The sequence below is a fragment of the Arthrobacter sp. StoSoilB22 genome (assembly GCF_019977315.1).
GTDB lineage: Bacteria > Actinomycetota > Actinomycetes > Actinomycetales > Micrococcaceae > Arthrobacter.
Genome location: NZ_AP024652.1, coordinates 48,202 through 69,923, shown reverse-complemented (window position 1 = coordinate 69,923; position 21,722 = coordinate 48,202). Strand labels below are relative to the sequence as shown.

Genomic DNA, 21,722 nt, shown 5'->3' with positions numbered 1-21,722 from the left:
CCCCCTTCAAATACCCTGAAAATAGGACTGGTAGACACGATGCGAACGGGTCTTGGCTGGAAGCCTACGGAGGCAAGTTGAACGCAGGTTGTATGGAAGCTGGGAACAAGGTGACACTGCAGGACTGACAAACTAGGGGCATGACTGTGTTGATTGCCGGCTGCGGCGACCTGGGAACTGAAGTTGGCCTGCGTATGGCGGCTGCAGGCCATGAAGTAGTGGGCTTGCGCCGTTCCCCCCAAAAGCTGCCCGGAGAGATCCGCGGTGTCTTTGCGGACCTCTCGGTTGCCGTGCCGGAACTGCCCGAGGACGTGGACATTGTGGTGGTGGCCATCGCCGCCGACACTTCCACCGAAGAGGCCTACCGGGCGGCGTACCTGAACGGCGTGAAGAACGTGCTGGACGCGCTGGAACGGCAGTCCATCCAGCCACAGCGGATCCTGTTCGTCTCCTCCACGGCTGTGTACAAGGATTCCGGCGGCGCTGTGGTGGACGAGTCCACTCCCACGGAGCCCACGCGGTTCAGCGGGAAAGTTCTGGTGGAGGCTGAGGATCTGTTGTTTTCCCGGACGCGCGGCACGGCCACCCAGCCCATCTCCCTACGCCTGGGTGGAATTTACGGCCCTGGACGCACCCGGCTGATCGACCAGGTCCGCAACGGCAAAGCTGTCATCCCCGCCCAACCCCGGCACACCAACCGCGTCCACCGGGACGACGCCGCGGCCATGATCGTCCACCTCACAACCATGGAAGCCTCTCCGGACTCCGTCTACGTAGGCGTTGATGATCACGCGGCGGAAATGGGCGACGTCATGCGCTTCCTCGCCTCAGAGATGGGGTGCCCGGAACCCACGACGGCGGCACCTGACAGCGCGTCCGACGCCGGCCCCGGCGACAAGCGCTGTTCAAATGCCCGCCTGCGGACGACGGGCTTCGACTTCACCTTCCCCACCTACAAAGAGGGCTACCGCGCTTTGCTCGCCGGTGAGGGTGTGCGGCACCCGTAATTCGTGAGGTTAGCTGGTCAAGCGACGCCGCGCCCTTCTGGTCGGCTTTATTGTCCGGGCAGCGGCAACAAAGGGCCGCAGAACCTCCCTGAGTTCCTTGGCGTGGGGACCGTTGAGGTCAATTTCATAGGCAGTGCCGTCAACGGAAAAGGACACTGTCTCCTCCGCGTACGTGCCGTCCAGGTCATCATGCAGAGTAACGATTCTTCGCGTAGCCACGCTGGAACCCTACGTCTTAGTGGCGTGCGGCATGCCGTCGCTGGTTCGCATGTCCCATGCCTCGCTCAGCCCTAAGGCTCACCGGTGCAGCAGCTAACTGACCCGCTGCTCCGTGAGCTTTGCCTCGAGAACCTGGGCTACGCCGTCGTCGTCAAAGTGCGGCGCCTGCTGCCCGGCAGCGAGGATGGCTTCCGGGTGTCCGCTGGCCATCGCATAACCGTGACCGGCCCAGCGAAGCATCTCAATGTCGTTGGGCATGTCCCCGAAGGCCACCACATCAGCGGCTTGGATTCCCAGCGACTCGGCGTACTGGGCGAGTGTGACGGCCTTGTTGATGCCCGGAACGGACATCTCCAGCATCGCGGTCCGCGGCGCTGAGTGCGTGGTGGACACAAGGTGGGCTACGGCCGGCTGCACTTCGGCGAGGAACTCATCCGGCGTCCCCTTGCGGGTGATCGCCAGGAACTTCACGACGGCGTCCTCCGCCGTGAGCGTCTCGGCCAGCGGTTTGGGGGTGAACTCCGCGAGCAACTCGCTGGTTTCGTTCTCAATGAAGCCCGGCTCCAGCTGGAAACCCGTGAGGGTCTCAACAGCGAACAGTGCGTCAGGCCGGATGTCCTTAATGATGCGGCGTGCCTCAAAAACGGCGTTGGCATCGAGAGCGCAGGAAGAGAGAGCCTTCTCGGATTCGAGATCCCACACCACCGCACCGTTGGAACAAATCACGATCCCACTGTGACCCAGCTGCTCCTGAAGCGGGTACAACCAGCGCGGCGGGCGACCCGTGACAAAGACGAGCTCCACCCCTGCGTCGCGGCACGCCTGAAATGCCTTGATGGTCCGGTCACTGATTTTGCCGTCGTGACCGAGGATTGTGCCGTCAATATCGCTTGCTACGAGCCGCATCATGCCAGTCTACGTGGGCGCACCGGCCCACAAGGTCGCGCGGTTCAGGGAGCGCAGCATAGTGTGAAGTCATGAGTGAGAAGACCAGCGAAGTCGAAGAACACAGCACCCGCGGAGCTTACGTCACTGGCGGCGAGTTCACCCGGGACACAAACTACATCGAGGACAGGATCACCCGTGACGGTGCCGCCGGACCCAACGGTGAGCCTGGCTGGCCCGTGGAGCCCGGCCGCTACCGCCTGATTGCAGCGCGGGCCTGCCCCTGGGCCAACCGTGCCGTGATCGTGCGCCGGCTTCTTGGTTTGGAGGATGTCATCAGCCTCGGCCAGCCTGGCCCCACGCACGACGCACGATCCTGGACCTTCGACCTGGACCCCGACGGCAAGGACCCGGTGCTGGGAATCGAGCGACTCCAGGAAGCGTTCTTCCGCCGCTTCCCGGACTACCCCCGCGGCATCACCGTCCCTGCCATGGTGGATATCCCCAGCGGAGCAGTGGTCACCAACAACTTCCCCCAAATCACGCTGGACTTTTCCAGTGAGTGGACGCAATTCCACCGCCCGGGTGCGCCGGATCTGTACCCGGAGCACCTGCGCGAGGAAATTGACCAGGTCAACAAGCGCGTCTTCACCGAGGTCAACAACGGCGTTTACCGGTGCGGCTTCGCCGGATCCCAGGAAGCCTACGATGCCGCCTATGACAGGCTGTGGACTGCCTTGGACTGGCTGGAAGAGCGGCTCAGCGGTCAGCGTTACCTCGTGGGTGACTCGATCACCGAGGCAGACGTCCGGCTCTTCACCACCCTGGCCCGGTTCGACGCGGTCTATCACGGGCACTTCAAATGCAACCGCAACAAACTGAGCGAAATGCCGGCCCTGTGGGGATATGCCCGGGACCTGTTCCAGACACCCGGGTTCGGGGACACCATCGACTTCGTGCAGATCAAACAGCACTACTACATGGTCCACGAGGACATTAACCCCACCAAGATCGTCCCTGCCGGTCCTGACCTATCCGGCTGGCTCACCGATCACGGACGGGAATCCCTCGGCGGCCGCCCATTCGGCGACGGCACTCCTCCGGGACCCGTGAAGGCTGGCGAAGAAGTGGCTGACGGACACGGTGCCGGCTAGGACCTACTCCACTCCGTGGTTGAGCTCAGCTCGCGTGGGCGGGTTTGCGCCCGCCCGCGACACCGTAACGGCGGCCGCACGGGTGGCGTGATCCATGATGGCGGTCAGTGTTTCCACCGGCATCGCCCGGAGATCGGACCGGTTCTGCGCGCCGTCCAAACCGTGGTCCACAATGGCGGACAACAGCCCCGCCATGAACGAATCGCCTGCGCCCACGGTGTCCACCACATTCACGGAGGGCGCGGAAATCTGGGTTTCCCCTGCCCGGGTGATGCCCCACGGACCACGTGAACCCCGCGTCACCACCACCAAAGCCGGTCCTTCTTCACCGCCCAAGGACAGCCAGCGGCGCGCGGATTCCACAGGATCAACGCCGGGATACAGCCATTCGAGGTCCTCGTCCGAGGCCTTCACGACGTCGGACAGCACCACAAAGCGCTCGGCTTGGGTTCGTGCATACTCAACATCCGTGATGATGCTGGGCCGGCAGTTGGGATCGAAGCTGATGGTGCTGCTCGGGTGGGCGTGCTCGACGGCGGCAATCACCTCCGCGGCGCCGGGCTCCAGGAAAGTGGCAATGGAGCCGGTGTGCAGCAGGGTGGAGCCTTGCAGCATCAGCGGCAACCGCCCGGCGAGTCCGGGGAGTTCCCAGGCGAGGTCGAAAACGTAGGTGGCGGCGCCGTCGTCGTCGATCTGCGCGGTGGCAACGCTGGTTGGCTTCTCATCCGGCGGAAGCGGCACCATCACCGAGCTGGAACGGAGGTGCGCCGCAATGGAATCGCCGTACGCGTCGCGGCCGTAGCGCCCAATGAATTGCACCGGGTGATCCAGCCGCGCCAGACCAACCGCAACGTTCAGCGGGCTCCCACCCACATGGGCCTCGATTCCCGAGGAGCGTTGAACGACGTCCACCAAAGCTTCACCAATGACTGTCAGCATGGAGACCACTCTGCCAGAGGCGGCCCCCTACGGCCCACTAATTACGAGAGCAACCGCTGCACCAGTTCGCGGCATTTCTTATAGGCCACGGCCTTGGGGTCGATGAGGTCAAAATGGTCGCCAGGGACGCGCAGCAACTGGGCCGCACTTCCGGCCGCCGTGGCCGCAGCCACGTACGCTTCGGACTGACTCGCAGGAACGTCCTCGTCATCCGTGGCATGAACGGCATAGACGGGGACGTTGATGGGCAGCGAACTCATGGGATCAGCGTATTTATGCCGTTTGGGGTATCTAGCAGAATCGCCGCCCATGAGGTTGCAGACGGCGCCGTTGCTGAGGTTCAGCTTCTCTGCCGCAGCAAGGTTCAGGAGGCCCGACTGGCTGACGACGCCGGTCAAGTGCACAGCGTTGTCCTCCGGTCCGCGCTGAAGTTGGCGGTCGGCGTCGGGCGTTCCAATGGAGGACAGCTTCTGCCGCCCGGCAGCCCAGACGGCCAAGTGGCCACCAGCCGAATGGCCCAGCGCCACTACTTTGCCGAGTTTCAGGTCATGGTCGCCGGCTATATGGGATAGATGGTCGATTCCGGCGAGGATGTCCTCGAAGGTATGGGGCCAACCACCGCCGTTGCCGGCCCGCCGGTACTCAAGGTTCCAGGCGGTGATGCCATGCGCTGCGAGGTCGCGAGCAAGGGGTTCACCAAGCTCAGCGCCGTACTGTGAGCGCCAATAGCCGCCATGGATCACAACGGCGATTCCGCCGGCGACTGTAGCCGCACCGCGATGGTTTCCGTTGGACGGTTCAGGTATGAAGAGTTCGCCCCATTGGCTGGGGTGTTCGCCGTAGCTGTACTTGTGCCGCAACATTGCGCCCTCCTTTGTACTGAGCCTATCCTGACGATTCGGTTGTTTGGCTAGAGGCACCCCGACGGCGGGTGGCTCGGTTCAGTGTCGGACCCGCCCCGTAAGCTGGGGGCATGGCAAGCAATTGGGACAGCCTGGATCAGGCCCAGCGCGACGCAGTGGATGCGAATGTGGCGCTCTATGAGCGTGTTCGCCCTGCATTGAAGCGGGTCACACGGGATGTGCTGCTCACTTTGAGGGACATGCTGAACGACGCCGAGGTCACCCCTTTGTTCGTCACGGGGCGGACCAAAACCGTGGAGTCTTTCCGCGAAAAGATTTCCCGCACGGATGATCCCCTGGAGCCGGGCGGTCCGCGGGTTTTGAAATTCCCGGACCCGTTCCGCACGTTGAATGACATGGTGGGCATCCGCGTCATCACCAAACTGCCGGCGGAGAACGCCGCCGTAGCCAATATCATCAAGCGGCAGCGCCAACTCTTTGATTGCCGCGGCGATCGCGAGAAGGACATCGGCTCCATCGAGTCCGGAACCTATGGTTACTCCAGCCGCCACCTCATTCTGCGGACCATTCAGAACGAAGCCGTGAAGGAATACCAGCACGTCTTCAACCCGGACATGCCCGCCAACGGCAGCTACTTCTTCGAATGCCAGATCCGTACCGTGTTTGCGCATGCCTGGAGCGAGATCGAGCACGACATCCGCTTCAAGGCCGAAGACCCGCGAGCCTGGACGCCGCATTTCGATCGCCAGTTCACGGCCACAGCGGCCATGTTGGAAACCGTGGAGAGCGCCTTCGCGGATCTTCATGAGCGCTACGAGGAAGTCCGTAGCTACTGGGACCTCGAAGGCGAGGGGGGCTCGCCGCTGACGCCAAACCGGGTTCGTGACGTCTGGCGTACCCTCTTGCCGCACGTTGACCGTAAAGTAGATGACGACTGGGGATGGGCCGCTGAACTGCTCGCCGCCCACGGACTCACCAAAACCGTGGAACTTGCCGGGCTGCTTAGTGCCAATCGGATCACCGAGGTCCGCAAGGCCCTGGACCACCGCTACTCCCCCGGCCCGGACCGCCTCCTGGATGACCTCCTGCTGTGGCAGTACGGAACCGAACACATTGATCTCACCGCTGAGGCGCCCGACGTCGTCCCGCACCCGCGGCGCGACAGCCTCTTGCGGCGTCTTAAGCAGATTGAGCGTTACCGCCAGACTGCTTTGTAAAGCCCGCACTGTAAGGACCCATGACTCCCGAGCAACTCATGTCACTGCGGGCGACTTTCCGTTCGCCCCGTCGCCTGCTGACGGAGTCCCTGGCGGGACTCGTGGTGGCCCTGGCGCTGATCCCCGAGGCAATCGCGTTCTCGGTGATTGCCGGCGTTGATCCCCGGATCGGGCTGTTCGCTTCCTTCACCATGGGCGTGGTCACCGCGATTGTGGGCGGGCGTCCTGCCATGATCTCTGCTGCCACTGGTGCTGTGGCCCTGGTGATCGCGCCGGTCATGAAGGAACACGGGCTCGACTACCTCATTGCCACCATCATCCTGGCGGGCGTCTTCCAGATCATCCTTGCCGTTCTGGGCGTCACCAAGCTGATGCGCTTCATCCCGCGGTCCGTGATGATCGGCTTCGTGAACGCGCTGGCGATCCTGGTGTTCATGTCCCAGATGCCCGAGCTCTTCAACGTGCCGTGGATGGTCTACCCCATTGTGGTTGTGGGCTTGGTGATTGTGTTCGGGCTGCCTCGCTTGACCTCGGCCATTCCCGCGCCACTGGTGGCCATTGTTCTCATTACGTTGGTGACAGTGGTGGGTGGCATCGATGTTCCCACGGTCAGCGATAAAGGCGAACTCCCGGACAGCCTGCCCGGGTTCTTCCTGCCCAACGTTCCGTTGAACCTGGAGACGTTCCAGATCATTGCACCCTTCGCCCTGTCCATGGCGTTGGTGGGCCTTCTGGAATCGTTGATGACTGCCAAGCTGGTGGACGACATCACGGACACCCGTTCCAACAAGACGAGGGTCTCGTGGGGTCAGGGTGCGGCCAACATCGTCACCGGATTCCTTGGCGGCCTGGGTGGCTGCGCGGTGATCGGTCAGACCATGATCAACGTCAAGGGCTCAGGGGCTCGAAGCCGGCTCTCGACGTTCCTGGCCGGCGTTTTCCTGTTGGTATTGGTGGTGGTCCTGGGCGATGTTGTGGGCATGATCCCCATGGCGGCGTTGGTGGCCGTGATGATCTTCGTTTCATTGATCACCTTCGACTGGCATTCCATCCGGCCTGCTACGCTCAAGCGCCTGCCCAAGTCCGAGACCGCCGTCATGCTCATTACCGTTGCCGCCGTGGTGGCGACGCACAACCTCGCGGTGGGTGTCGGCGTCGGCGTTTTGACCGCCATGGTGCTCTTTGCGCGGCGGGTGGCCCACTTCGCAACTGTTGAGCGGACGGAACTGGAGCTCAACGGTGAAGTTGTTGCCACCTACACGGTGGACGGCGAACTGTTCTTCGCTTCCTCCAATGATCTGTACACGCAGTTCGACTATGCGAAAGATTCCTCAGAGGGCATAGACCGTGTGATCATCGATCTGCACGGCTCGCACATCTGGGATGCCTCAACAGTGGCCGTGCTGGACTCGGTGACCGAGAAGTATCGGAATCACGGGCGTGACGTAGAGTTCATCGGGCTCAACGAAGCCAGCGTCCGTATGCGCGAGCGACTTGCCGGTAAGCTCAACCCCTGACATATACCCCTGCGTGGATGTAACGAACTCGCTCGGTTTGGGCGCCGAGTGTGAGCATGGATGAATGCTTGAGGCAACCAAATCCCCATCGAAAACAGAAGAAACCGCTGCGCCCGTCAACGCCGCACTAGCCGCTGAAGCCAAGATTGCGCGTATCGCCGTCACAGTTTTCCCCCTTCTGGTGGTGGTTGCCGGCGTTCTCGGCTTCCTGATTCCCGATCTGTTCAAGCCCATGGGCGTCGCAGTTCCCTACCTGCTGGGCGTCATCATGTTCTGCATGGGCCTCACGCTGACCCCACCAGACTTCGCCTCGGTGGCCCGGCGTCCGTGGGCTGTGGCGTTGGGAATCGTGGCGCACTACGTGATCATGCCCGGAGCCGGGTGGCTCATTGCGGTCCTCCTGCAGCTTCCACCGGAACTGGCCGTTGGCCTGATCCTCGTTGGCTGCGCTCCTTCCGGCACCGCCTCCAATGTCATGGCTTTCCTGGCCAAGGGGGACGTGGCCCTTTCTGTGGCCGTCGCTTCCGTTTCCACACTCATTGCACCTTTGGTGACCCCCGCACTGACACTCTTCCTGGCGGGATCCTTCCTGCACATCGATGCCGGTGCCATGGTGATGGACATTGTGAAGACCGTCCTGCTGCCGGTCATCGCGGGCCTTCTGGCCCGCCTCTTCCTGTCCAAGGTTGTGGCGAAGGTTCTCCCGGCACTTCCGTGGGCTTCCGCCGTCGTGATTTCCCTGATCGTCGCGATCGTCGTAGCAGGCAGCGCCAGCAAGATTGTTGCCGCCGGAGGAATCGTGTTCCTGGCCGTAGTCCTCCACAACGGTTTCGGCCTGGGCCTCGGCTACCTTGCCGGTAAGCTCGGCCGCCTGGATGATAAGGCCCGCCGTGCCCTCGCATTCGAAGTTGGCATGCAGAACTCTGGCTTGGCTGCGACGCTGGCTACGGCACATTTCGGTGCCTTGGCTGCACTCCCGTCGGCCGTGTTCTCGCTGTGGCACAACATCTCGGGTGCGATCGTGGCTGCTTGGCTGGCTCGCCGCCCACTAAAGGACTAGCTAGCCCTCCGTGGTACCTCGCCGATGCAACTTCCACGGCGAGGCCACCCGAATGCCCTCCGCCGGTGTAACTCCCGCCAGGCGATCGAGCAGCATGCGGACAACCTGCTCAAAGATCGGGTCCGGACCCACTGTTGTCAGGGCTGGATCGTACTCCTGGCCCTCGGTAGAGTTCCCGACGCCGACAACCTGAACGTCCTCGGGCACACGAAGGCCGAGGCGGTAGGCGGCCCGAATGGCCTGCAGCGCCTCCATGTCGTCCGTGCAAAAGATGGCGGTAGGCCGGTCCGCTAGCTGCAGCAGCTCAAGCGCGGACTGATATGCGATGGCCGGACGGTGCTGCGACGTTCTGACCAAGGACTCATCAAGTGGGATGCCCGCGTTCTTCAGTCCTGCTACGTAGGCGGCGAAGCGGCTCTTGGGCCGGCCGGCCGGGTCCGCCCTCCGGATGCAGCCGATCCTGCGGTGCGACGCAGTGAGGAATTCCATGCATTCTGCAAGCCCGGCCTCGGGTTCGGGAGCAAGGACATCGAAACCGGCCTGCTTCATGGTGCCTGAAATGACCACCTGGGCAACGCCACGGCGGGCTAATTCAGTGACTGTTTCGTCCTCGGACTTTGCTTCCGGGAAATAGCCGATGATGACGCCGTCCGCACCGCCGGACATCATGAACTTCCGCCAGTCATCACCCAGCAGGATCACTGGTTGGTAGCCGTGCTGGGGCAGGATCGTGGCTGCGGCGGTGGCGAGTGCCCGGTCCCACGGCCACTCGAGGTTTCCGATGGCCACGGCAACTACGTCAGTCTTGCCCCGGCGCATCCCTCGTGCGGCCTGATTGGGCACATACCCGAGCTCTTGCACCGCAGCCAGGACACGGTCCTGCGTGGGCTGGCTGATCCGGGTAGTGCCACCGTGACGACCGGAAAGCACATAGGAAACTGTGGTCAGCGAGACGTCCGCCGCCCTGGCCACATCCCGAATGGTGGGCTTTGATCCCTTGCTCACGTTGCGACTCCTGATAGACAGCGGATTTCTTGAACTCTATCCGGTGCCGACTTGGACTCCTCTTGACGCAATTAGTTGTGAACCTTAACAATTACAGAGTCTAAAAATACAAGCGAGAGATCATTCGATGAAGAACTGGGCAGGAAATCTTGAGTACTCGTCAGCCGACGTCCACCGGCCAACCACTGTGGATCAGCTGCGCGAGCTCGTAGCTCACGCGACCCGCATCAAGGCCCTTGGTTCCCGGCACTCCTTCAACACCGTTGCAGACACCGACGGAACCCACATCCTGCTCGACGCCCTCCCCCAGGAGGTAGTAGTGGACACCGCGAAAAGCACAGTCAAGGTCAGCGGTGGCATCAGCTACGGGGCCTTGGGCCGCGCCCTTGAGGAACAGGGCTACGCGATCCACAACCTCGCCTCCCTCCCGCACATCTCGGTTGCCGGCGCTATCCAAACCGGCACGCACGGCAGTGGAGTCAACAATCCGTCGCTGGCTGCCGCCGTCGTCAGCGTTGACCTGGTGCGCGCCTCCGGCGTGCTGGTGACCCTTACAGCGGACGACGACGAATTCCTCGCCAGCGTGGTGGGAATGGGCGCACTTGGCATTGTCACAGGGCTGGAACTCGCGATCCGACCAAGCTACGAGGTCCGGCAGCGCGTGCTCACCAACCTGTCCTGGGAGGGTGCGTTGGCGAACTTCCAAACCATCGCATCCAGTGCCTACAGCGTCAGCTTCTTCACCGACTACACCGGCGATACCATCCCCCAGGTCTGGCTCAAGGCCCTAAACACCGAAGCTCCCCTGCCGGACCTGTTCGGTGCAACCCCGGCGACGGCGGCCATGCACCCGTTGCCGGATATGTCTGCTGAGAACTGCACAGAGCAGCTGGACGTGGCAGGAAAATGGCTGGACCGCTTGCCCCACTTCCGCCACGAGTTCACGCCGAGCAACGGCGAGGAACTCCAAAGTGAGTTCCTCCTGCCCCTGGATCAGGCGCCGGCCGCGCTGCAGGCTGTCCGAGAACTCGCCCAGAAGCTCGCGCCGCTCCTGTTCATCTCTGAAATCCGCACTGTGGCAGCTGACGAGTTCTGGCTCAGCCCGTTCTACCAGCAGCAAAGCGTGGCACTCCACTTCACGTGGAAGCCGCTCCAGACCGAGGTGGAAGCAGTGCTGCCCGAGCTTGAGGAAGCCCTGCGTCCGTTCGGAGCCCGCCCGCACTGGGGCAAGCTCTTCACGCCCGGCCAGTACGACTTCGCCGCGCTCTACCCGCGGTTCGAGGACTTCCGTGCCTTGGTTCAGGCCAATGACCCTTCGGGCAAATTCCGTAACAGCTTGTTGGACAGCGTGCTGGGTGTTGCCGTTACGTCCTAGCCCTCAATCACGTTGCCAACCCGCTTTTCCGTCGCTGGGCAGGAACGGAAAAGCGGGTTGGCAACGGAAAAGCGGGTTTACGATATGTGCGCCAGAACGGCTCCGGCTGTGACCACGCCACCGGGAGCTGACAGGACTTCGGAGAGCGTACCTGCACGGTGCGCAGGGACCTGGGTTTCCATCTTCATGGCCTCCAGGACCACCAAGGGATCCCCGGCGGCTACTTCAGCACCGGGTTCAACGAGCCACTTGACCACTGTTCCGGCCATGCTGGAGACGAGGGCTGATTCCGCGGGAGAGTCTCCACGTGTGACCGAACCCGGCGTATCGGTCGGCGCGGTAAAGGCCGGAATGCCCTGCCCGGAACGCGCCCAGCCATCCAGCAGATCCGCGGGAAGGCCAACCGCGAGGCGCTTCCCATCCACGTCCACGGTGATGGTTCGCCGCTCCCCTCCGGGAGGAACCACGCTGTATTCGGGATCCACCGGGATCTTGTCTGCGAAGTCGGTCTCAATCCATCGGGTGTGAACCCGCATTCCGGCAACGGACGTGAAGTCTTCGGACTCCAGGACCGCGCGGTGGAACGGCAGGACGGTGGCGAGGCCCGTGATGTTGATTTCGGCCAAGGCACGCCGGGCACGGCGCAGTGCCTGCTGCCGGTCAGCTCCGGTGACGATCAGCTTGGCCAACAGGGAGTCGAATTGCGGCGCCACGAAGGAGCCAGACCGCACCCCGGTGTCCAAGCGGATGCCAGGACCGGTGGGCGCTTCGAAGGAAGCCACGGTGCCGGGGGACGGCAAGAATCCACGGCCCACGTCCTCGGCATTAATACGGAACTCGAAGGAGTGTCCCTGCGCCACAGGATCCTCCGTGATGCTCAACGGCAATCCGGCGGCAATCCGGAATTGCTCCTGCACAAGGTCAATCCCGGCAGTTTCCTCGGTGATGGGGTGTTCCACCTGCAGGCGCGTGTTGACCTCGAGGAAGGCCACGGCGCCGTCGGCTGAGACCAGGAATTCCACAGTCCCGGCGCCGTAGTACCCGGCCTCCCGCACTATGGCTTTGGAGCCGTCGTAGATTCGTTGACGCTGTTCATCGCTCAAGAACGGAGCGGGAGCCTCTTCCACAAGCTTCTGGTGGCGTCGTTGGAGCGAGCAATCGCGGGTGCCCACCACCACTACATTGCCGAGTTTATCCGCGATGATCTGTGCTTCCACGTGCCGCGGCCGGTCAAGATACTGCTCCACGAAGCACTCACCACGCCCGAACGCCGCTACAGCTTCACGGACCGCGGAATCGAACGCTTCCTCAACTTCGGCGAGCTCCCGGACCACTTTCAGACCGCGGCCACCACCACCGAAAGCCGCCTTGATCGCGAGCGGGAGTCCGTGTTCCTCCGCAAAAGCCCGCGCTTCCGCTGCAGAGGAGACGGGACCGTCGCTTCCGGCAACCAAGGGAGCACCCGCGCGGACTGCGATTTCGCGGGCAGTGATCTTGTTGCCCAACTGACGAATGGAGTCCGGTGAGGGTCCGATCCATTCAAGCCCGGCGTCGAGCACTGCTTGTGCAAACTCCGCGTTCTCGGAAAGGAAACCGTACCCGGGGTGGATGGCGTCAGCACCGGACTCCTCCGCGACGGCCAGCAGCTTCCCGATGTTCAGGTACGTGTCAGCCGGCGAGTTTCCGCCCAGGCTGTAGGCTTCGTCGGCGGCGCCTACGTGCATGGCATCGGCATCGATGTCCGCGTAGACGGCTACCGACAGGATGCCGGCGTCGTCACAGGCTCGGGCGACGCGGACGGCGATCTCGCCACGGTTCGCGATCAGGACCTTGCGCATCAAATACTCACTTCTCTGGGGTCTTCGTAAAAGTCGTGGTGAAGCTTGGGGAATCCGGAACCAGCCGGAAGCGGATCTTTCCGCCGATGGGCACTTGCGCGGCGAGATCAAGATGTTCATCGCGCACCACACCAATCACGGGATATCCGCCGGTGATGGGGTGGTCCGCCAGGAACAGGACGGGCAATCCGGCCGGCGGAATCTGAAGGGCTCCGGCCATGGTGCCCTCGCTGGGAAGCTCACCTTCACGGGTGCGCTTGAGCGGAGTCCCGTCCAGGCGCATGCCCACACGGTTGGACTGCGGCGTGACAAGCCATTCCTGGTCGCAGAGCGAATCAAGGGCTTCCGGCTCGAACCAGTCCGCCCGCGGCCCGGGGACCACATCCAGTACCGTAACGCCGGCGCCCGGAAACTTGGGCTGCAATTCGGGCTCACCCACCGCGGTGGAAACTGTGTCCTCGCCGACGGGAAGCTCCTGACCAGCCATGAGAGGGCCCGGTCCGATCCCTGACATCGTGTCCGCTGAGCGACTACCCAGCACCTCCGGCACATCCACTCCGCCTCGGATTCCCACATAGTTTCGGAACCCTGACTCGGGAGCACCCAAGGTGAGCACTTCGCCGTCGAGCAGCGCGAAAGGTGTGGCCATCGGAACGGTCCGCATCGCGCCCGGCCGATCGCCGTCGTCGGACTCTTCGGACTCAACCCTCGACGGCGACTGGATGGTCAGCGTACTCGGCGCACCTGCCACGGCAATCACCTGGTCACCGACGGCCTCGACGGTGAGCCCGCCATTGACCGATTCGATGGCCGCAGCTGAAGGAGCGTTCCCCACCAGCCGGTTAGCCCGCCGCAGGGATGCCCTGTCCAGGGCCCCGGCGGCAGAGACACCCAGCGGACCGAAACCCCGGCGGCCGAGGTCCTGGATCAGGCTCTGTGCACCTGGATTGAGAATCCGAAGACCGGACTCAGTGTGGTGCTCCGTTTCAGGCTCGCGCGCCGAAGCTCCAGCAGTCACAACCTCGCGGACCGCGCGGTACTGAACCCGGTCGCCGGGCCTGACAAGCGCCGGCTGCGACCGGTCCAGATCCCACATCCGTGCGCCGGTCCGGCCGATCAGCTGCCAGCCACCCGGGGAACGGCGCGGGTAGACGGCAGAATACTGACCACCGAGGGCAACGGATCCAGCTGGAACCGCCGTACGTGGGGAGGAGCGTCGGGGTACCGTGAGGACCTCATTTTCGCCCACCATGTAGCCAAAACCGGGAGCGAATCCAGCGAAGGCTACGGTCCAGATCTGGCCTGTGTGCGCAGCTACAACGCCGTCCACGCTCAGCCCGGTGAGCTCCGCGACGTCGGCGAGGTCGTCGCCGTCGTACACGGTATCGATGACCACCAGGCCGGAGTCGGTGACCTCCGGGGCAAACAGTTCCAACTCCATGAGCCGCGCGCCGATGGCGCGGGTGGCGGCAGCGGACTCCCCCACCACCATCACCGTCTCCGCGGCGGCGAGAACGTCCACCTGTCCGGGAAGCGGGGACTTGTAGAGCATGTCCTGCAGTGCAAGGACATCCTGCAGCCCGTCCAGCTCGGCCAGAACCGCCCGGGTGCCGACGGGCCTGACGGAGCGGACCCTCTTAGCAGTGGTGGTTTGCATTACGGTTTCCATTTTCGCTACGCCGCCGGCTGAGCTTGGGTCCCCTGCATCAGTCGGACATCTTCTTCCGGCTTGGGGTCGCGGCCCAGGAGCATGCCGACGATGGTGACTACTGCAGCGACGAGGATGTAGACGGCGATCAAGTACCATCCGCCACCTGCTGCGCCGTAGAGGGCGGTGAAGATGATGGGAGCAACGGCTCCACCAATCACGCCGGCCAGGGTGTAGGCCAGCGAGCTGCCGGCGTACCGGAGCCTGGCCGGGAACTGCTCGGTGATGAAGGCCGCTTGGGGGCCGTACATGAACGCGTGGAGTGCCAGGCCGATCACGGTGCCGACGGTCAGCATGGCCACGGACTTGCCCTGGATCATCAGGAAGAACAGCGGGATGTAGGCTGCGGTGGCCGCTGCTGCGATGCCGTAGACCCAGCGGCGGTTGAAGCGGTCCGTCAGGGCGCCGGCCAGCGGAATCAGGAAGAGCTGGAACGCGGAGCCAATGAGGATGGCGGACAGGACGTTGCCGGTGGTCATGCCCAGTTCCTTGGTGGCATAAACCGCCACAAACACGGTGAACAGCGCGTAAAGGATGTCAGGGCAAACACGGGAAAGCGCTGCTGCCACCAAAGCCTTGGGTTGTGTGGTGAAGACTTCCTTGATGGGAGCCTTGGGGCGATCCCCGTGGGCCTGGATAGCCTTGAAGACGGGGGTTTCTTCAAGCTTGAGCCGGATGATCAGGCCGAAGACCACCAAGAGTGCGGAAGCCAGGAAGGCTACGCGCCAGCCCCAGGAGAGGAATGCTTCTTCGCTGAGGGAAGCGGCGAGAATGGCCAGAACACCGTTGGCCATGAGGTTGCCGGCGGGCGGGCCGATCTGGGCCGCGGAAGACCAGAAGCCGCGCTTGTTGGGGTCGCCGAATTCGCTGGACAGCAGCACTGCACCGCCCCACTCGCCGCCAACGCCAATGCCCTGCGCCAAACGCAGCAACACAAGAATGGTGGGGGCCGCGACACCGATCACCGAATAGTCCGGCAGGGCACCGATGAGGACCGTGGCCACGCCGATCAGGACAAGCGTGAAGACCAGAACGTACTTACGGCCAATCTTGTCTCCCAGGCGTCCGAAGATCACGCCACCAATCGGCCGGGCCAGGTAGCCAACTGCAAAGGCTGAGAAGGAAAGGAGCAACGCCACGAATTCGTCGTTGCCGGGGAAGAAGATCTTGGGGAATACGAGGGCCGAGGCCACCGAGTAGATAGCGAAGTCATAGTACTCAAGCGACGTTCCGGTAAGACTGGCGACGTATGCCTTGATAGCGCCAGGCGGTGGCTTCCTTGTCACTGCCTTGGCTGCGTTGTTGGTGCTGGTCATGATGTCCTCCGGGGGGATGAGGGATGGTGCGGGAGCCCGGGGCGGGCTAGAGGAACGAGCCGACCGTGACGCCGGCGTCGGCCAGAGCGGACTTCACAGCGGTAGCCATTGCAACGGCTCCCGGTGAGTCACCATGCACACAGATGCTTTCTGCGCGGATTTTCAGGATGGAGCCGTCAACGGTCCTGACGGATTGTTCAGTAGCCATCCGAAGGACGTGTTCGGCCACTTCGGCGGGATCATGCAGAACCGCGCCCGGCTGGGATCGCGAAACCAATGTTCCGTCCGGGTTGTAGGCGCGATCCGCGAACGCTTCGGAAACAGCCCGGAGGCCGGCTTCCTCTGCGAGGCGCAGGACCTCGGAACCAGGAAGGCCAAGGATCGGAAGGTTGGGGTCAACCGATCTCACAGCCTGGACGACGGCCCGTGCCTGGGCGGTGTGCTTCACGATTGCGTTGTAGAGACCACCGTGGGGCTTCACGTACTGGACACTGGCCCCGGTGGTGGCAGCCAACGCTTGCAGCGCACCAATCTGATAAAGCACGTCATCGGCCAGTTCCATGGGATCGATATCCATGAAGCGGCGGCCGAATCCCGCGAGGTCGCGGTAGCCGACATGGGCGCCAATAACGACGCCGGCCTTGGCCGCCTTCTCGCAGGTGCTGCGGATGACGCTGGGGTCGCCAGCATGGAATCCGCAGGCAACGTTGGCGCTGGAGACCGACTCGAACATGGCCGCATCATCACCGAGTGTCCAGCGCCCGAAAGACTCTCCGACGTCGCTGTTCAGATCGATGATTGCCATGATGTGATCCCTGCCTCGTGATGTGCGTTACATCTAGGATGCACCAATCTGCTGGATTGTTCAACAATCCAGCGATCCCAATTTCCGGCAATCGTGTAATTTTGGTGTCATGGCCGGTGTAGATCAGGAAAAAAACGAACACGTTGGCCTTGATAGTGCGCGGGCACGCGTCCGGATGAGAGTTCCGTCTGTTGCTGAGAGAGTCGCCGAAGAACTCCGGTATCAGCTCGCCGAGGGATTCCTGGTGCCGGGCGCCAAACTCACCGAAGCCACTATTGCCGAGGACCTGGGAGTATCCCGGAACACCGTCCGCGAAGCGTTCGCCGAGCTGGCCGGTGAGCGGCTGCTCCTCCGCCAGCCCAATAAGGGTGTCTTTGTGGCCACCCTTGAAGCAGGCGACATCCACGACGTCTACACGGTCCGCCGCGCCATAGAGGTCAGTTCAATCCGCGCGGGTGGTTCGCCGGAGCGGATCGCCGCCGTCAGGGCCGCCGTCGAGGAAGGGAAACGGGCGGCAGCTGCCAACGACAACGAAGGCCTGGGCAGCGCAAACCAGCATTTCCACGGTGCAATCGTGGCCCTGGCCGAGAGCAACCGGCTGAACACGATCATGGCGCAGATCCTTGCCGAGATGCGGCTCTACTTCCACAAAGCCACCATGAACGCGCATTTCTACAGCGACTGGCTGAAGGAAAATGAGCAGATCTGTTCAGCGTTGGAGTCCGGGGATCTGGAAGAGGCCGGGGATCTTCTCCTTGCCTACCTCAACCGATCAGAGCAGCAGCAAAGCGCTATCCACGGCGGGTAAGCCCGGACTAGGCCGCGTTCCTCCCCGGTTACCTCACTCGAAAGTGAAAGATACCAGCGATCTGGCCGCAAAGTCCGGCACTTCTACCCACTAACTGGGCAGGAGCGTCACCGCTTACCGCTTGCCCTTCTTGCGGGACCCCTTGCCACGGCCCTTGTCCGGGTTCGGCGCATAGCGCTGTGCGACTGCGGGCTTTTTGGGGCCACCGCCGCGTCGATCCGGCTTAGGCACCTTCTTGGGCTTCTCCTGCTGCGCCGAGGGCTGGCGTGAGCTCTGCGCCGTCCGGCCGCGCACGATCCCTATGAACTCCTCGATCACGGGACTGTCCGTTCCAACCAGCCAGGCCAAGCCGATCTGCGTGGTGGGAGCCCCGGTCAGGCGGCGCATCACCGTGTCCTTAACATTGAGATGCCGCGCCACGGACATCGGCAGGATCGCCAGTCCAGCACCGGATGCCACCACTTGGAGGGCCATGTCCGGCCCGCCCATCTCGTCAACATCCAGGAAGTTCTCCTCGACGAGGTCTTCCAGCGCGACCTCCTCAAACACTGAGATCTCGTGCCCCTTGGGAGCGACCACCACGGGCTGTTCCTCATACAGGGGGATGACGTTCAAACCTTCGCGGTCCACGGGCAACCGAACAAAGCTGAGGTCAGCCAAACCGTCACGCAACACCGAAACTTGAGCGGCGTCGTCGGACATGAACGAGTGCAACGGGAAGTTGGGCATCCGTTCTTCCCACCGCCGGATCCATTTCCCAGGAGTCACACCCGCAACATAGGCGAAGCGGAGACCGGCTAGGGGTTCGGTTGTTTCGGCGGATTCTTCAGCGTCTGGCACACACTCACAGTACCGGCCAGATACCCTTGAAGCATGACGTCCTCGAACTCCCAGTCCATGAAGCCGGCAACAGTTGCCAAGAAACTCGGTATCTACCTGCCCGCAACACCCCAGGAGTTCCAGGATTCGTCCATCACACGCGACGAATTCGCCGAACTCCAGGCCAACCCGCCGGCGTGGCTCGCCGAACTGCGCCGCAACGGCCCGCACCCGCGCCCGGTAGTCGCGCACAAGCTCAACATCTCCATCAGCGGCCTGGCCCGCGGCGGAGTAGAAGAAGCACTCACGACGGCGGAAATCGCCGAGCTGCTGCAGTCTCCCCCGCAGTGGCTGGTCACCGAACGCGCCACACACGCAGCTGTTCGCTCCGAGGCGCAGCGCGTCAAGGACGAAGCCGCCAAGAAGGCCGCCACCAAGGAAGCCAGGGACAATGCCGCTGCAAAGCGTGATGCTCCGAAGACCTCCAAGCGCGATCACGCGTAGCTTTCACTAACTGTGGCCGGGACCAGCGGGTCCCGGCCACAGTTATTTAAGGCACTAGTCCTGGTGGAGCTGAATGAAGTTGCCGCACCCGTCATCGAAGACTGCGCTGACGCCGGAGGGATCCTCAGACGGTTCACCTTGAAACTTCACGCCGGCGGCAAGCAAACGCTCATACTCGGCCTGGACGTCGGGCACACCAAAGGTGATAGCAGCCAGGCCGGACTCATGGAGTGCGTTCATGTAGTTCGCGGCGATGGGGTTATCGCTCGGCTCCAGAAGCAGCCCCGGCGACGTGCTGTTGTCCGCTCCCGGATCCTTGATGATGAACAAGTTGTATTCAGGCATCGCCATCAGGGTCTCGAAGCCCAGTGTCTCCGTGTAGAAAGCGTGAGCTGCTGCGGGGTCCTTGACGTGGATGCTGCACATTTTCATTCTCATGCTGCCTAGGCTACGCCCCGGGTGCGACACAGTCCCGGGCAGGAATCACCCTGATCCGGACAATTCACCTGCGTTTGCGGTGGTGAATTGTCCGATGGAGGGTGTCGCGCGGATCCAGCCACTGGCGCATACTGAATGCAAAGCAGCGAATTCGCCTGGAGGTGGTCCGATGCCCGCCATGATGCTCCTGTGGGGTGCAGCTCTGGTTCTCGCAACCGCAGCAACCACGTACGTCCTGCACAGGAAACTCAGCTATGGGCGTGGGCAGGAACCGGACGGCGTCTTTTGGGACGTGTTCGGCGGCCTCGTGGTCGTTACGCCCGCCATCCTTGTCCCGGCTGTGCATTGGCCACCGGCCGGGCTGATCATGATGTTCGTCGGCATCGCCACCGCGGCAGCCACCCTGGCGAGCATCCGCAAAGTCGAACGCCTCCACGCAGCCGAGCCCCGGCGTCGTACCGGTTTTGCCGATGACGCCGCCCGCCACGAGAACCTCCTTGAACAGTGGAGCCGCTACGAGCTTGATCCCGCCAGGACCATCGATTTCCCCGCCATGACCGATGTGCGGTCAGCGGAGACGGCGGCGCTGACGCGGGCCATGCGGGAGGCCGAGTTCTGCAAGGTGACGGCTGGGACGGATTACCGGGCCGCCGTCGAGCGCCTTGCGGGGGCCCTTGAAGCAGCCGAGCGAGCTGCGGGCGTGCCAGCCTCATCACTGGCTACGCCCGGGTCAACACCTTGCCCTTGAAGAACTCAGGGCGCACCTTGTACATCACCAGCATGATCACCACGCCGAGCAGGATGACGCCCATTCCCAGGACGAACACCAGTCCGACACCGCCCACCGAGGAGCCCGAGCCGTACTCCGGATCCATGGAATCAATGGCTGTTTTGACGAACATGACCAGCAGGATCACGCCGCCCAGCAAGGGTGCCAGGAACTTGAAGAAGAACGCCCGGACGCTGCTGAACGCCGATGTCCGGAAGAACCAGACACAGGCCAGCGCGGTAATGCCGTAGTAGAAGCAGATCATCATGCCCAGTGCGGTGATGGTGTCCCACAGCGCGTTCTCGGACACCGTCCTTGTGATGACGTAGAAGCCTGCGGCAGCGATGGCAGCTGCAATGGTGGCGAAGCTGGGCGACTTGAAAGTGGGACTAATGCTGCCAAAGCGAGGTGAGATAGCACGGTAGTGGCCCATGGCCAGCATGGTTCGTGCGGGCGACACGAACGTCGACTGCAAGGACGCGGCGGAGCTGCTCAGGATCGCCAAAGACATGAGGATCGCGAACGGACCCATCACCGGGCCGGCAAGGACGGCGAAGATACTGGACTGGTTCTCCGGGTTGCCGGCCCCCAAACCGGTCTCGCCAACGCCAGCAAAGGACAGGGTAGCCAGTGCAACGGTCATGTAGATGACCACGATCACCAGCACTGTGATGGTGGCTGCGCGGCCGGGTGTCTTCTCCGGGTTCTTGGTTTCCTCGTTCATGGTGAGGGTGACGTCCCAGCCCCAGTAAATGAAGATCGAGAGCGATACGCCCGCAGCAAACGAGGAGAAGGAATCCACAGCGAACGGGTTGAACCAGTCCGGCGAAATGGCGGTGGCGTCAAAGGCCGTGCCGTTGGCCACATGGGCGAACGCCGAGACCGCAAACCAGCCCAGGACCAGCAATTGGAAGGCCACCAGCACGTACTGCACGCCCTTGGTGGTCTCCATGCCGCGGTAGGAAATCCAGCAAGCCAAGGCGATAAACACGAGCGTGGTGGCGATGTTCAACGGCAGGATCTTGCTCAGCTCACCCAATGCCGGATTACTGAAGATCTGCCCGAGCATGAGGTAGAAGAAGTCCACCGCCACCGCAGCCAGGTTGGACAACACGATGATCGTGGCCGCGATCAGCCCCCAGCCACCCATCCAACCGATCCACGGACCAAAGGCGCGCGTCGCCCACGTGAAGGAGGTGCCGGCGTCGGGCATTGCGTTGTTCAGTTCGCGGTAGCCGAGCGCCACCAGCAGCATGGGGATGAAGCCCACCAGGAAGATGGCGGGCAGGTGCACGCCAACCTCAGACACTGTGGGGCCCAGGGCCGCGGTGAGCGTGTAGGCGGGCGCGATGCAGGAAACACCGATCACGACGGCGCCGATCAAGCCCACCGATCCGGCCTTCAGTCCCTTTTCACTCAGGGATGATTCCTTCGACTGGACCGTCTTTGGTGCAGTTGACATGGGTTCTGCCTCTC

General features: G+C 62.9%; 21 protein-coding genes. 9 read left to right on the top strand and 12 right to left on the bottom strand.

The features are described from left to right. Positions 1-140 precede the first annotated feature (140 nt). Positions 141-1,007, top strand: coding sequence for an SDR family oxidoreductase (locus tag LDN70_RS00340; protein WP_223941365.1), 867 nt, complete (start codon positions 141-143; stop codon positions 1,005-1,007). A gap of 9 nt (positions 1,008-1,016) precedes the next feature. On the opposite strand, the gene LDN70_RS00335 is transcribed toward LDN70_RS00340, so the two are convergent. Both LDN70_RS00335 and LDN70_RS00330 read right to left on the bottom strand, forming a co-directional pair. Beyond that, on the bottom strand, positions 1,017-1,226 hold the full coding sequence (locus LDN70_RS00335; RefSeq protein WP_142937248.1) for a histone-like nucleoid-structuring protein Lsr2: 210 nt from the start codon (positions 1,224-1,226) through the stop codon (positions 1,017-1,019). 93 nt (positions 1,227-1,319) lie between these two features. After that, the gene (locus tag LDN70_RS00330) at positions 1,320-2,132 is read right to left on the bottom strand and encodes an HAD family hydrolase (RefSeq protein WP_223941364.1); all 813 of its coding nucleotides are present in this window, start codon (positions 2,130-2,132) and stop codon (positions 1,320-1,322) included. Between the two features lie 71 nt (positions 2,133-2,203). Between LDN70_RS00330 and LDN70_RS00325 the strand changes: the two genes are divergently transcribed. Further along, entirely contained in the window at positions 2,204-3,265 is a 1,062-nt protein-coding gene (locus LDN70_RS00325) for a glutathione S-transferase family protein (protein WP_223941363.1), read from the top strand. 3 nt (positions 3,266-3,268) lie between these two features. Here the strand turns inward: LDN70_RS00325 and LDN70_RS00320 are convergent, their stop codons facing one another. Beyond that, a complete protein-coding gene (locus LDN70_RS00320) occupies positions 3,269-4,204 on the bottom strand; it encodes a carbohydrate kinase family protein (RefSeq protein ID WP_223941362.1) in 936 nt (311 codons plus the stop codon). 41 nt (positions 4,205-4,245) lie between these two features. Continuing rightward, entirely contained in the window at positions 4,246-5,067 is an 822-nt protein-coding gene (locus tag LDN70_RS00315; protein WP_166842645.1) for an alpha/beta hydrolase fold domain-containing protein, read from the bottom strand. 110 nt (positions 5,068-5,177) lie between these two features. On the opposite strand from LDN70_RS00315, the gene LDN70_RS00310 reads away from it, so the two are divergent. The 3 genes from LDN70_RS00310 (at position 5,178) to LDN70_RS00300 (ending at position 8,861) form a co-directional block, all read left to right on the top strand. Next, entirely contained in the window at positions 5,178-6,284 is a 1,107-nt protein-coding gene (locus tag LDN70_RS00310) for a GTP pyrophosphokinase (RefSeq protein ID WP_223941361.1), read from the top strand. A 20-nt stretch (positions 6,285-6,304) separates the two neighbouring features. Then, complete coding sequence (locus LDN70_RS00305; protein ID WP_223941360.1) at positions 6,305-7,801, top strand: SulP family inorganic anion transporter; 1,497 nt, start codon at positions 6,305-6,307, stop codon at positions 7,799-7,801. Between the two features lie 64 nt (positions 7,802-7,865). Next, positions 7,866-8,861, top strand: a complete 996-nt coding sequence (locus LDN70_RS00300) for a bile acid:sodium symporter family protein (protein WP_223941359.1) — start codon at positions 7,866-7,868, stop codon at positions 8,859-8,861. Here LDN70_RS00300 and LDN70_RS00295 read toward each other — a convergent pair whose 3' ends face one another. Continuing rightward, positions 8,862-9,866, bottom strand: a complete 1,005-nt coding sequence (locus LDN70_RS00295) for a LacI family DNA-binding transcriptional regulator (RefSeq protein ID WP_223941358.1) — start codon at positions 9,864-9,866, stop codon at positions 8,862-8,864. It lies immediately after the preceding gene. Positions 9,867-9,993: 127 nt separating this feature from the next. On the opposite strand from LDN70_RS00295, the gene LDN70_RS00290 reads away from it, so the two are divergent. After that, positions 9,994-11,241 (top strand): D-arabinono-1,4-lactone oxidase, encoded by a 1,248-nt coding sequence (locus LDN70_RS00290; protein ID WP_223941357.1) that lies wholly within the window; start codon positions 9,994-9,996, stop codon positions 11,239-11,241. A 77-nt stretch (positions 11,242-11,318) separates the two neighbouring features. Here the strand turns inward: LDN70_RS00290 and LDN70_RS00285 are convergent, their stop codons facing one another. The 4 genes from LDN70_RS00285 to LDN70_RS00270 are packed head-to-tail and all read right to left on the bottom strand — an operon-like array spanning position 11,319 to position 16,908. Beyond that, positions 11,319-13,079 carry an acetyl/propionyl/methylcrotonyl-CoA carboxylase subunit alpha gene (locus LDN70_RS00285; protein WP_223941356.1) on the bottom strand — a complete coding sequence of 587 codons (1,761 nt, stop codon included), beginning with the start codon at positions 13,077-13,079 and terminating at the stop codon, positions 11,319-11,321. 7 nt (positions 13,080-13,086) lie between these two features. Continuing rightward, positions 13,087-14,748 (bottom strand): 5-oxoprolinase subunit B/C family protein, encoded by a 1,662-nt coding sequence (locus tag LDN70_RS00280; RefSeq protein ID WP_223941355.1) that lies wholly within the window; start codon positions 14,746-14,748, stop codon positions 13,087-13,089. Positions 14,749-14,753: 5 nt separating this feature from the next. After that, on the bottom strand, positions 14,754-16,103 hold the full coding sequence (locus LDN70_RS00275) for an MFS transporter (RefSeq protein WP_166842638.1): 1,350 nt from the start codon (positions 16,101-16,103) through the stop codon (positions 14,754-14,756). Between the two features lie 46 nt (positions 16,104-16,149). Next, complete coding sequence (locus LDN70_RS00270; protein ID WP_166842637.1) at positions 16,150-16,908, bottom strand: LamB/YcsF family protein; 759 nt, start codon at positions 16,906-16,908, stop codon at positions 16,150-16,152. Between the two features lie 109 nt (positions 16,909-17,017). Here LDN70_RS00270 and LDN70_RS00265 point away from each other — a divergent pair, with 109 nt between their 5' ends. Then, complete coding sequence (locus LDN70_RS00265) at positions 17,018-17,716, top strand: GntR family transcriptional regulator (protein WP_142937262.1); 699 nt, start codon at positions 17,018-17,020, stop codon at positions 17,714-17,716. A 114-nt stretch (positions 17,717-17,830) separates the two neighbouring features. Here the strand turns inward: LDN70_RS00265 and LDN70_RS00260 are convergent, their stop codons facing one another. Beyond that, the gene (locus LDN70_RS00260; RefSeq protein WP_166842636.1) at positions 17,831-18,556 is read right to left on the bottom strand and encodes a LysR family transcriptional regulator substrate-binding protein; all 726 of its coding nucleotides are present in this window, start codon (positions 18,554-18,556) and stop codon (positions 17,831-17,833) included. Positions 18,557-18,589: 33 nt separating this feature from the next. Here LDN70_RS00260 and LDN70_RS00255 point away from each other — a divergent pair, with 33 nt between their 5' ends. Beyond that, the gene (locus LDN70_RS00255; protein WP_223941354.1) at positions 18,590-19,039 is read left to right on the top strand and encodes a DUF5997 family protein; all 450 of its coding nucleotides are present in this window, start codon (positions 18,590-18,592) and stop codon (positions 19,037-19,039) included. A gap of 54 nt (positions 19,040-19,093) precedes the next feature. Here LDN70_RS00255 and LDN70_RS00250 read toward each other — a convergent pair whose 3' ends face one another. Continuing rightward, positions 19,094-19,477 (bottom strand): VOC family protein, encoded by a 384-nt coding sequence (locus tag LDN70_RS00250; RefSeq protein WP_223941353.1) that lies wholly within the window; start codon positions 19,475-19,477, stop codon positions 19,094-19,096. Between the two features lie 169 nt (positions 19,478-19,646). On the opposite strand from LDN70_RS00250, the gene LDN70_RS00245 reads away from it, so the two are divergent. Further along, a complete protein-coding gene (locus LDN70_RS00245; protein ID WP_223941352.1) occupies positions 19,647-20,225 on the top strand; it encodes a hypothetical protein in 579 nt (192 codons plus the stop codon). Here the strand turns inward: LDN70_RS00245 and LDN70_RS00240 are convergent. Continuing rightward, positions 20,197-21,708: an APC family permease gene (locus LDN70_RS00240; protein WP_223941351.1), complete on the bottom strand. Its 1,512-nt coding sequence runs from the start codon at positions 21,706-21,708 to the stop codon at positions 20,197-20,199. The genes LDN70_RS00245 and LDN70_RS00240 overlap by 29 nt on opposite strands. Positions 21,709-21,722 lie beyond the last annotated feature (14 nt).

Excerpts from the sequence above, each read along its gene's own strand:
- LDN70_RS00340 (WP_223941365.1), top strand. The coding sequence starts at position 141 with ATGACTGTGTTGATTGCCGGCTGCGGCGACCTGGGAACTGAAGTTGGC.
- LDN70_RS00330 (WP_223941364.1), bottom strand. The coding sequence starts at position 2,132 with ATGCGGCTCGTAGCAAGCGATATTGACGGCACAATCCTCGGTCACGAC.
- LDN70_RS00325 (WP_223941363.1), top strand. The coding sequence starts at position 2,204 with ATGAGTGAGAAGACCAGCGAAGTCGAAGAACACAGCACCCGCGGAGCT.
- LDN70_RS00320 (WP_223941362.1), bottom strand. The coding sequence starts at position 4,204 with ATGCTGACAGTCATTGGTGAAGCTTTGGTGGACGTCGTTCAACGCTCC.
- LDN70_RS00315 (WP_166842645.1), bottom strand. The coding sequence starts at position 5,067 with ATGTTGCGGCACAAGTACAGCTACGGCGAACACCCCAGCCAATGGGGC.
- LDN70_RS00310 (WP_223941361.1), top strand. The coding sequence starts at position 5,178 with ATGGCAAGCAATTGGGACAGCCTGGATCAGGCCCAGCGCGACGCAGTG.
- LDN70_RS00305 (WP_223941360.1), top strand. The coding sequence starts at position 6,305 with ATGACTCCCGAGCAACTCATGTCACTGCGGGCGACTTTCCGTTCGCCC.
- LDN70_RS00300 (WP_223941359.1), top strand. The coding sequence starts at position 7,866 with ATGCTTGAGGCAACCAAATCCCCATCGAAAACAGAAGAAACCGCTGCG.
- LDN70_RS00290 (WP_223941357.1), top strand. The coding sequence starts at position 9,994 with ATGAAGAACTGGGCAGGAAATCTTGAGTACTCGTCAGCCGACGTCCAC.
- LDN70_RS00285 (WP_223941356.1), bottom strand. The coding sequence starts at position 13,079 with ATGCGCAAGGTCCTGATCGCGAACCGTGGCGAGATCGCCGTCCGCGTC.
- LDN70_RS00280 (WP_223941355.1), bottom strand. The coding sequence starts at position 14,748 with ATGGAAACCGTAATGCAAACCACCACTGCTAAGAGGGTCCGCTCCGTC.
- LDN70_RS00275 (WP_166842638.1), bottom strand. The coding sequence starts at position 16,103 with ATGACCAGCACCAACAACGCAGCCAAGGCAGTGACAAGGAAGCCACCG.
- LDN70_RS00270 (WP_166842637.1), bottom strand. The coding sequence starts at position 16,908 with ATGGCAATCATCGATCTGAACAGCGACGTCGGAGAGTCTTTCGGGCGC.
- LDN70_RS00265 (WP_142937262.1), top strand. The coding sequence starts at position 17,018 with ATGGCCGGTGTAGATCAGGAAAAAAACGAACACGTTGGCCTTGATAGT.
- LDN70_RS00255 (WP_223941354.1), top strand. The coding sequence starts at position 18,590 with ATGACGTCCTCGAACTCCCAGTCCATGAAGCCGGCAACAGTTGCCAAG.
- LDN70_RS00250 (WP_223941353.1), bottom strand. The coding sequence starts at position 19,477 with ATGAGAATGAAAATGTGCAGCATCCACGTCAAGGACCCCGCAGCAGCT.
- LDN70_RS00245 (WP_223941352.1), top strand. The coding sequence starts at position 19,647 with ATGCCCGCCATGATGCTCCTGTGGGGTGCAGCTCTGGTTCTCGCAACC.
- LDN70_RS00240 (WP_223941351.1), bottom strand. The coding sequence starts at position 21,708 with ATGTCAACTGCACCAAAGACGGTCCAGTCGAAGGAATCATCCCTGAGT.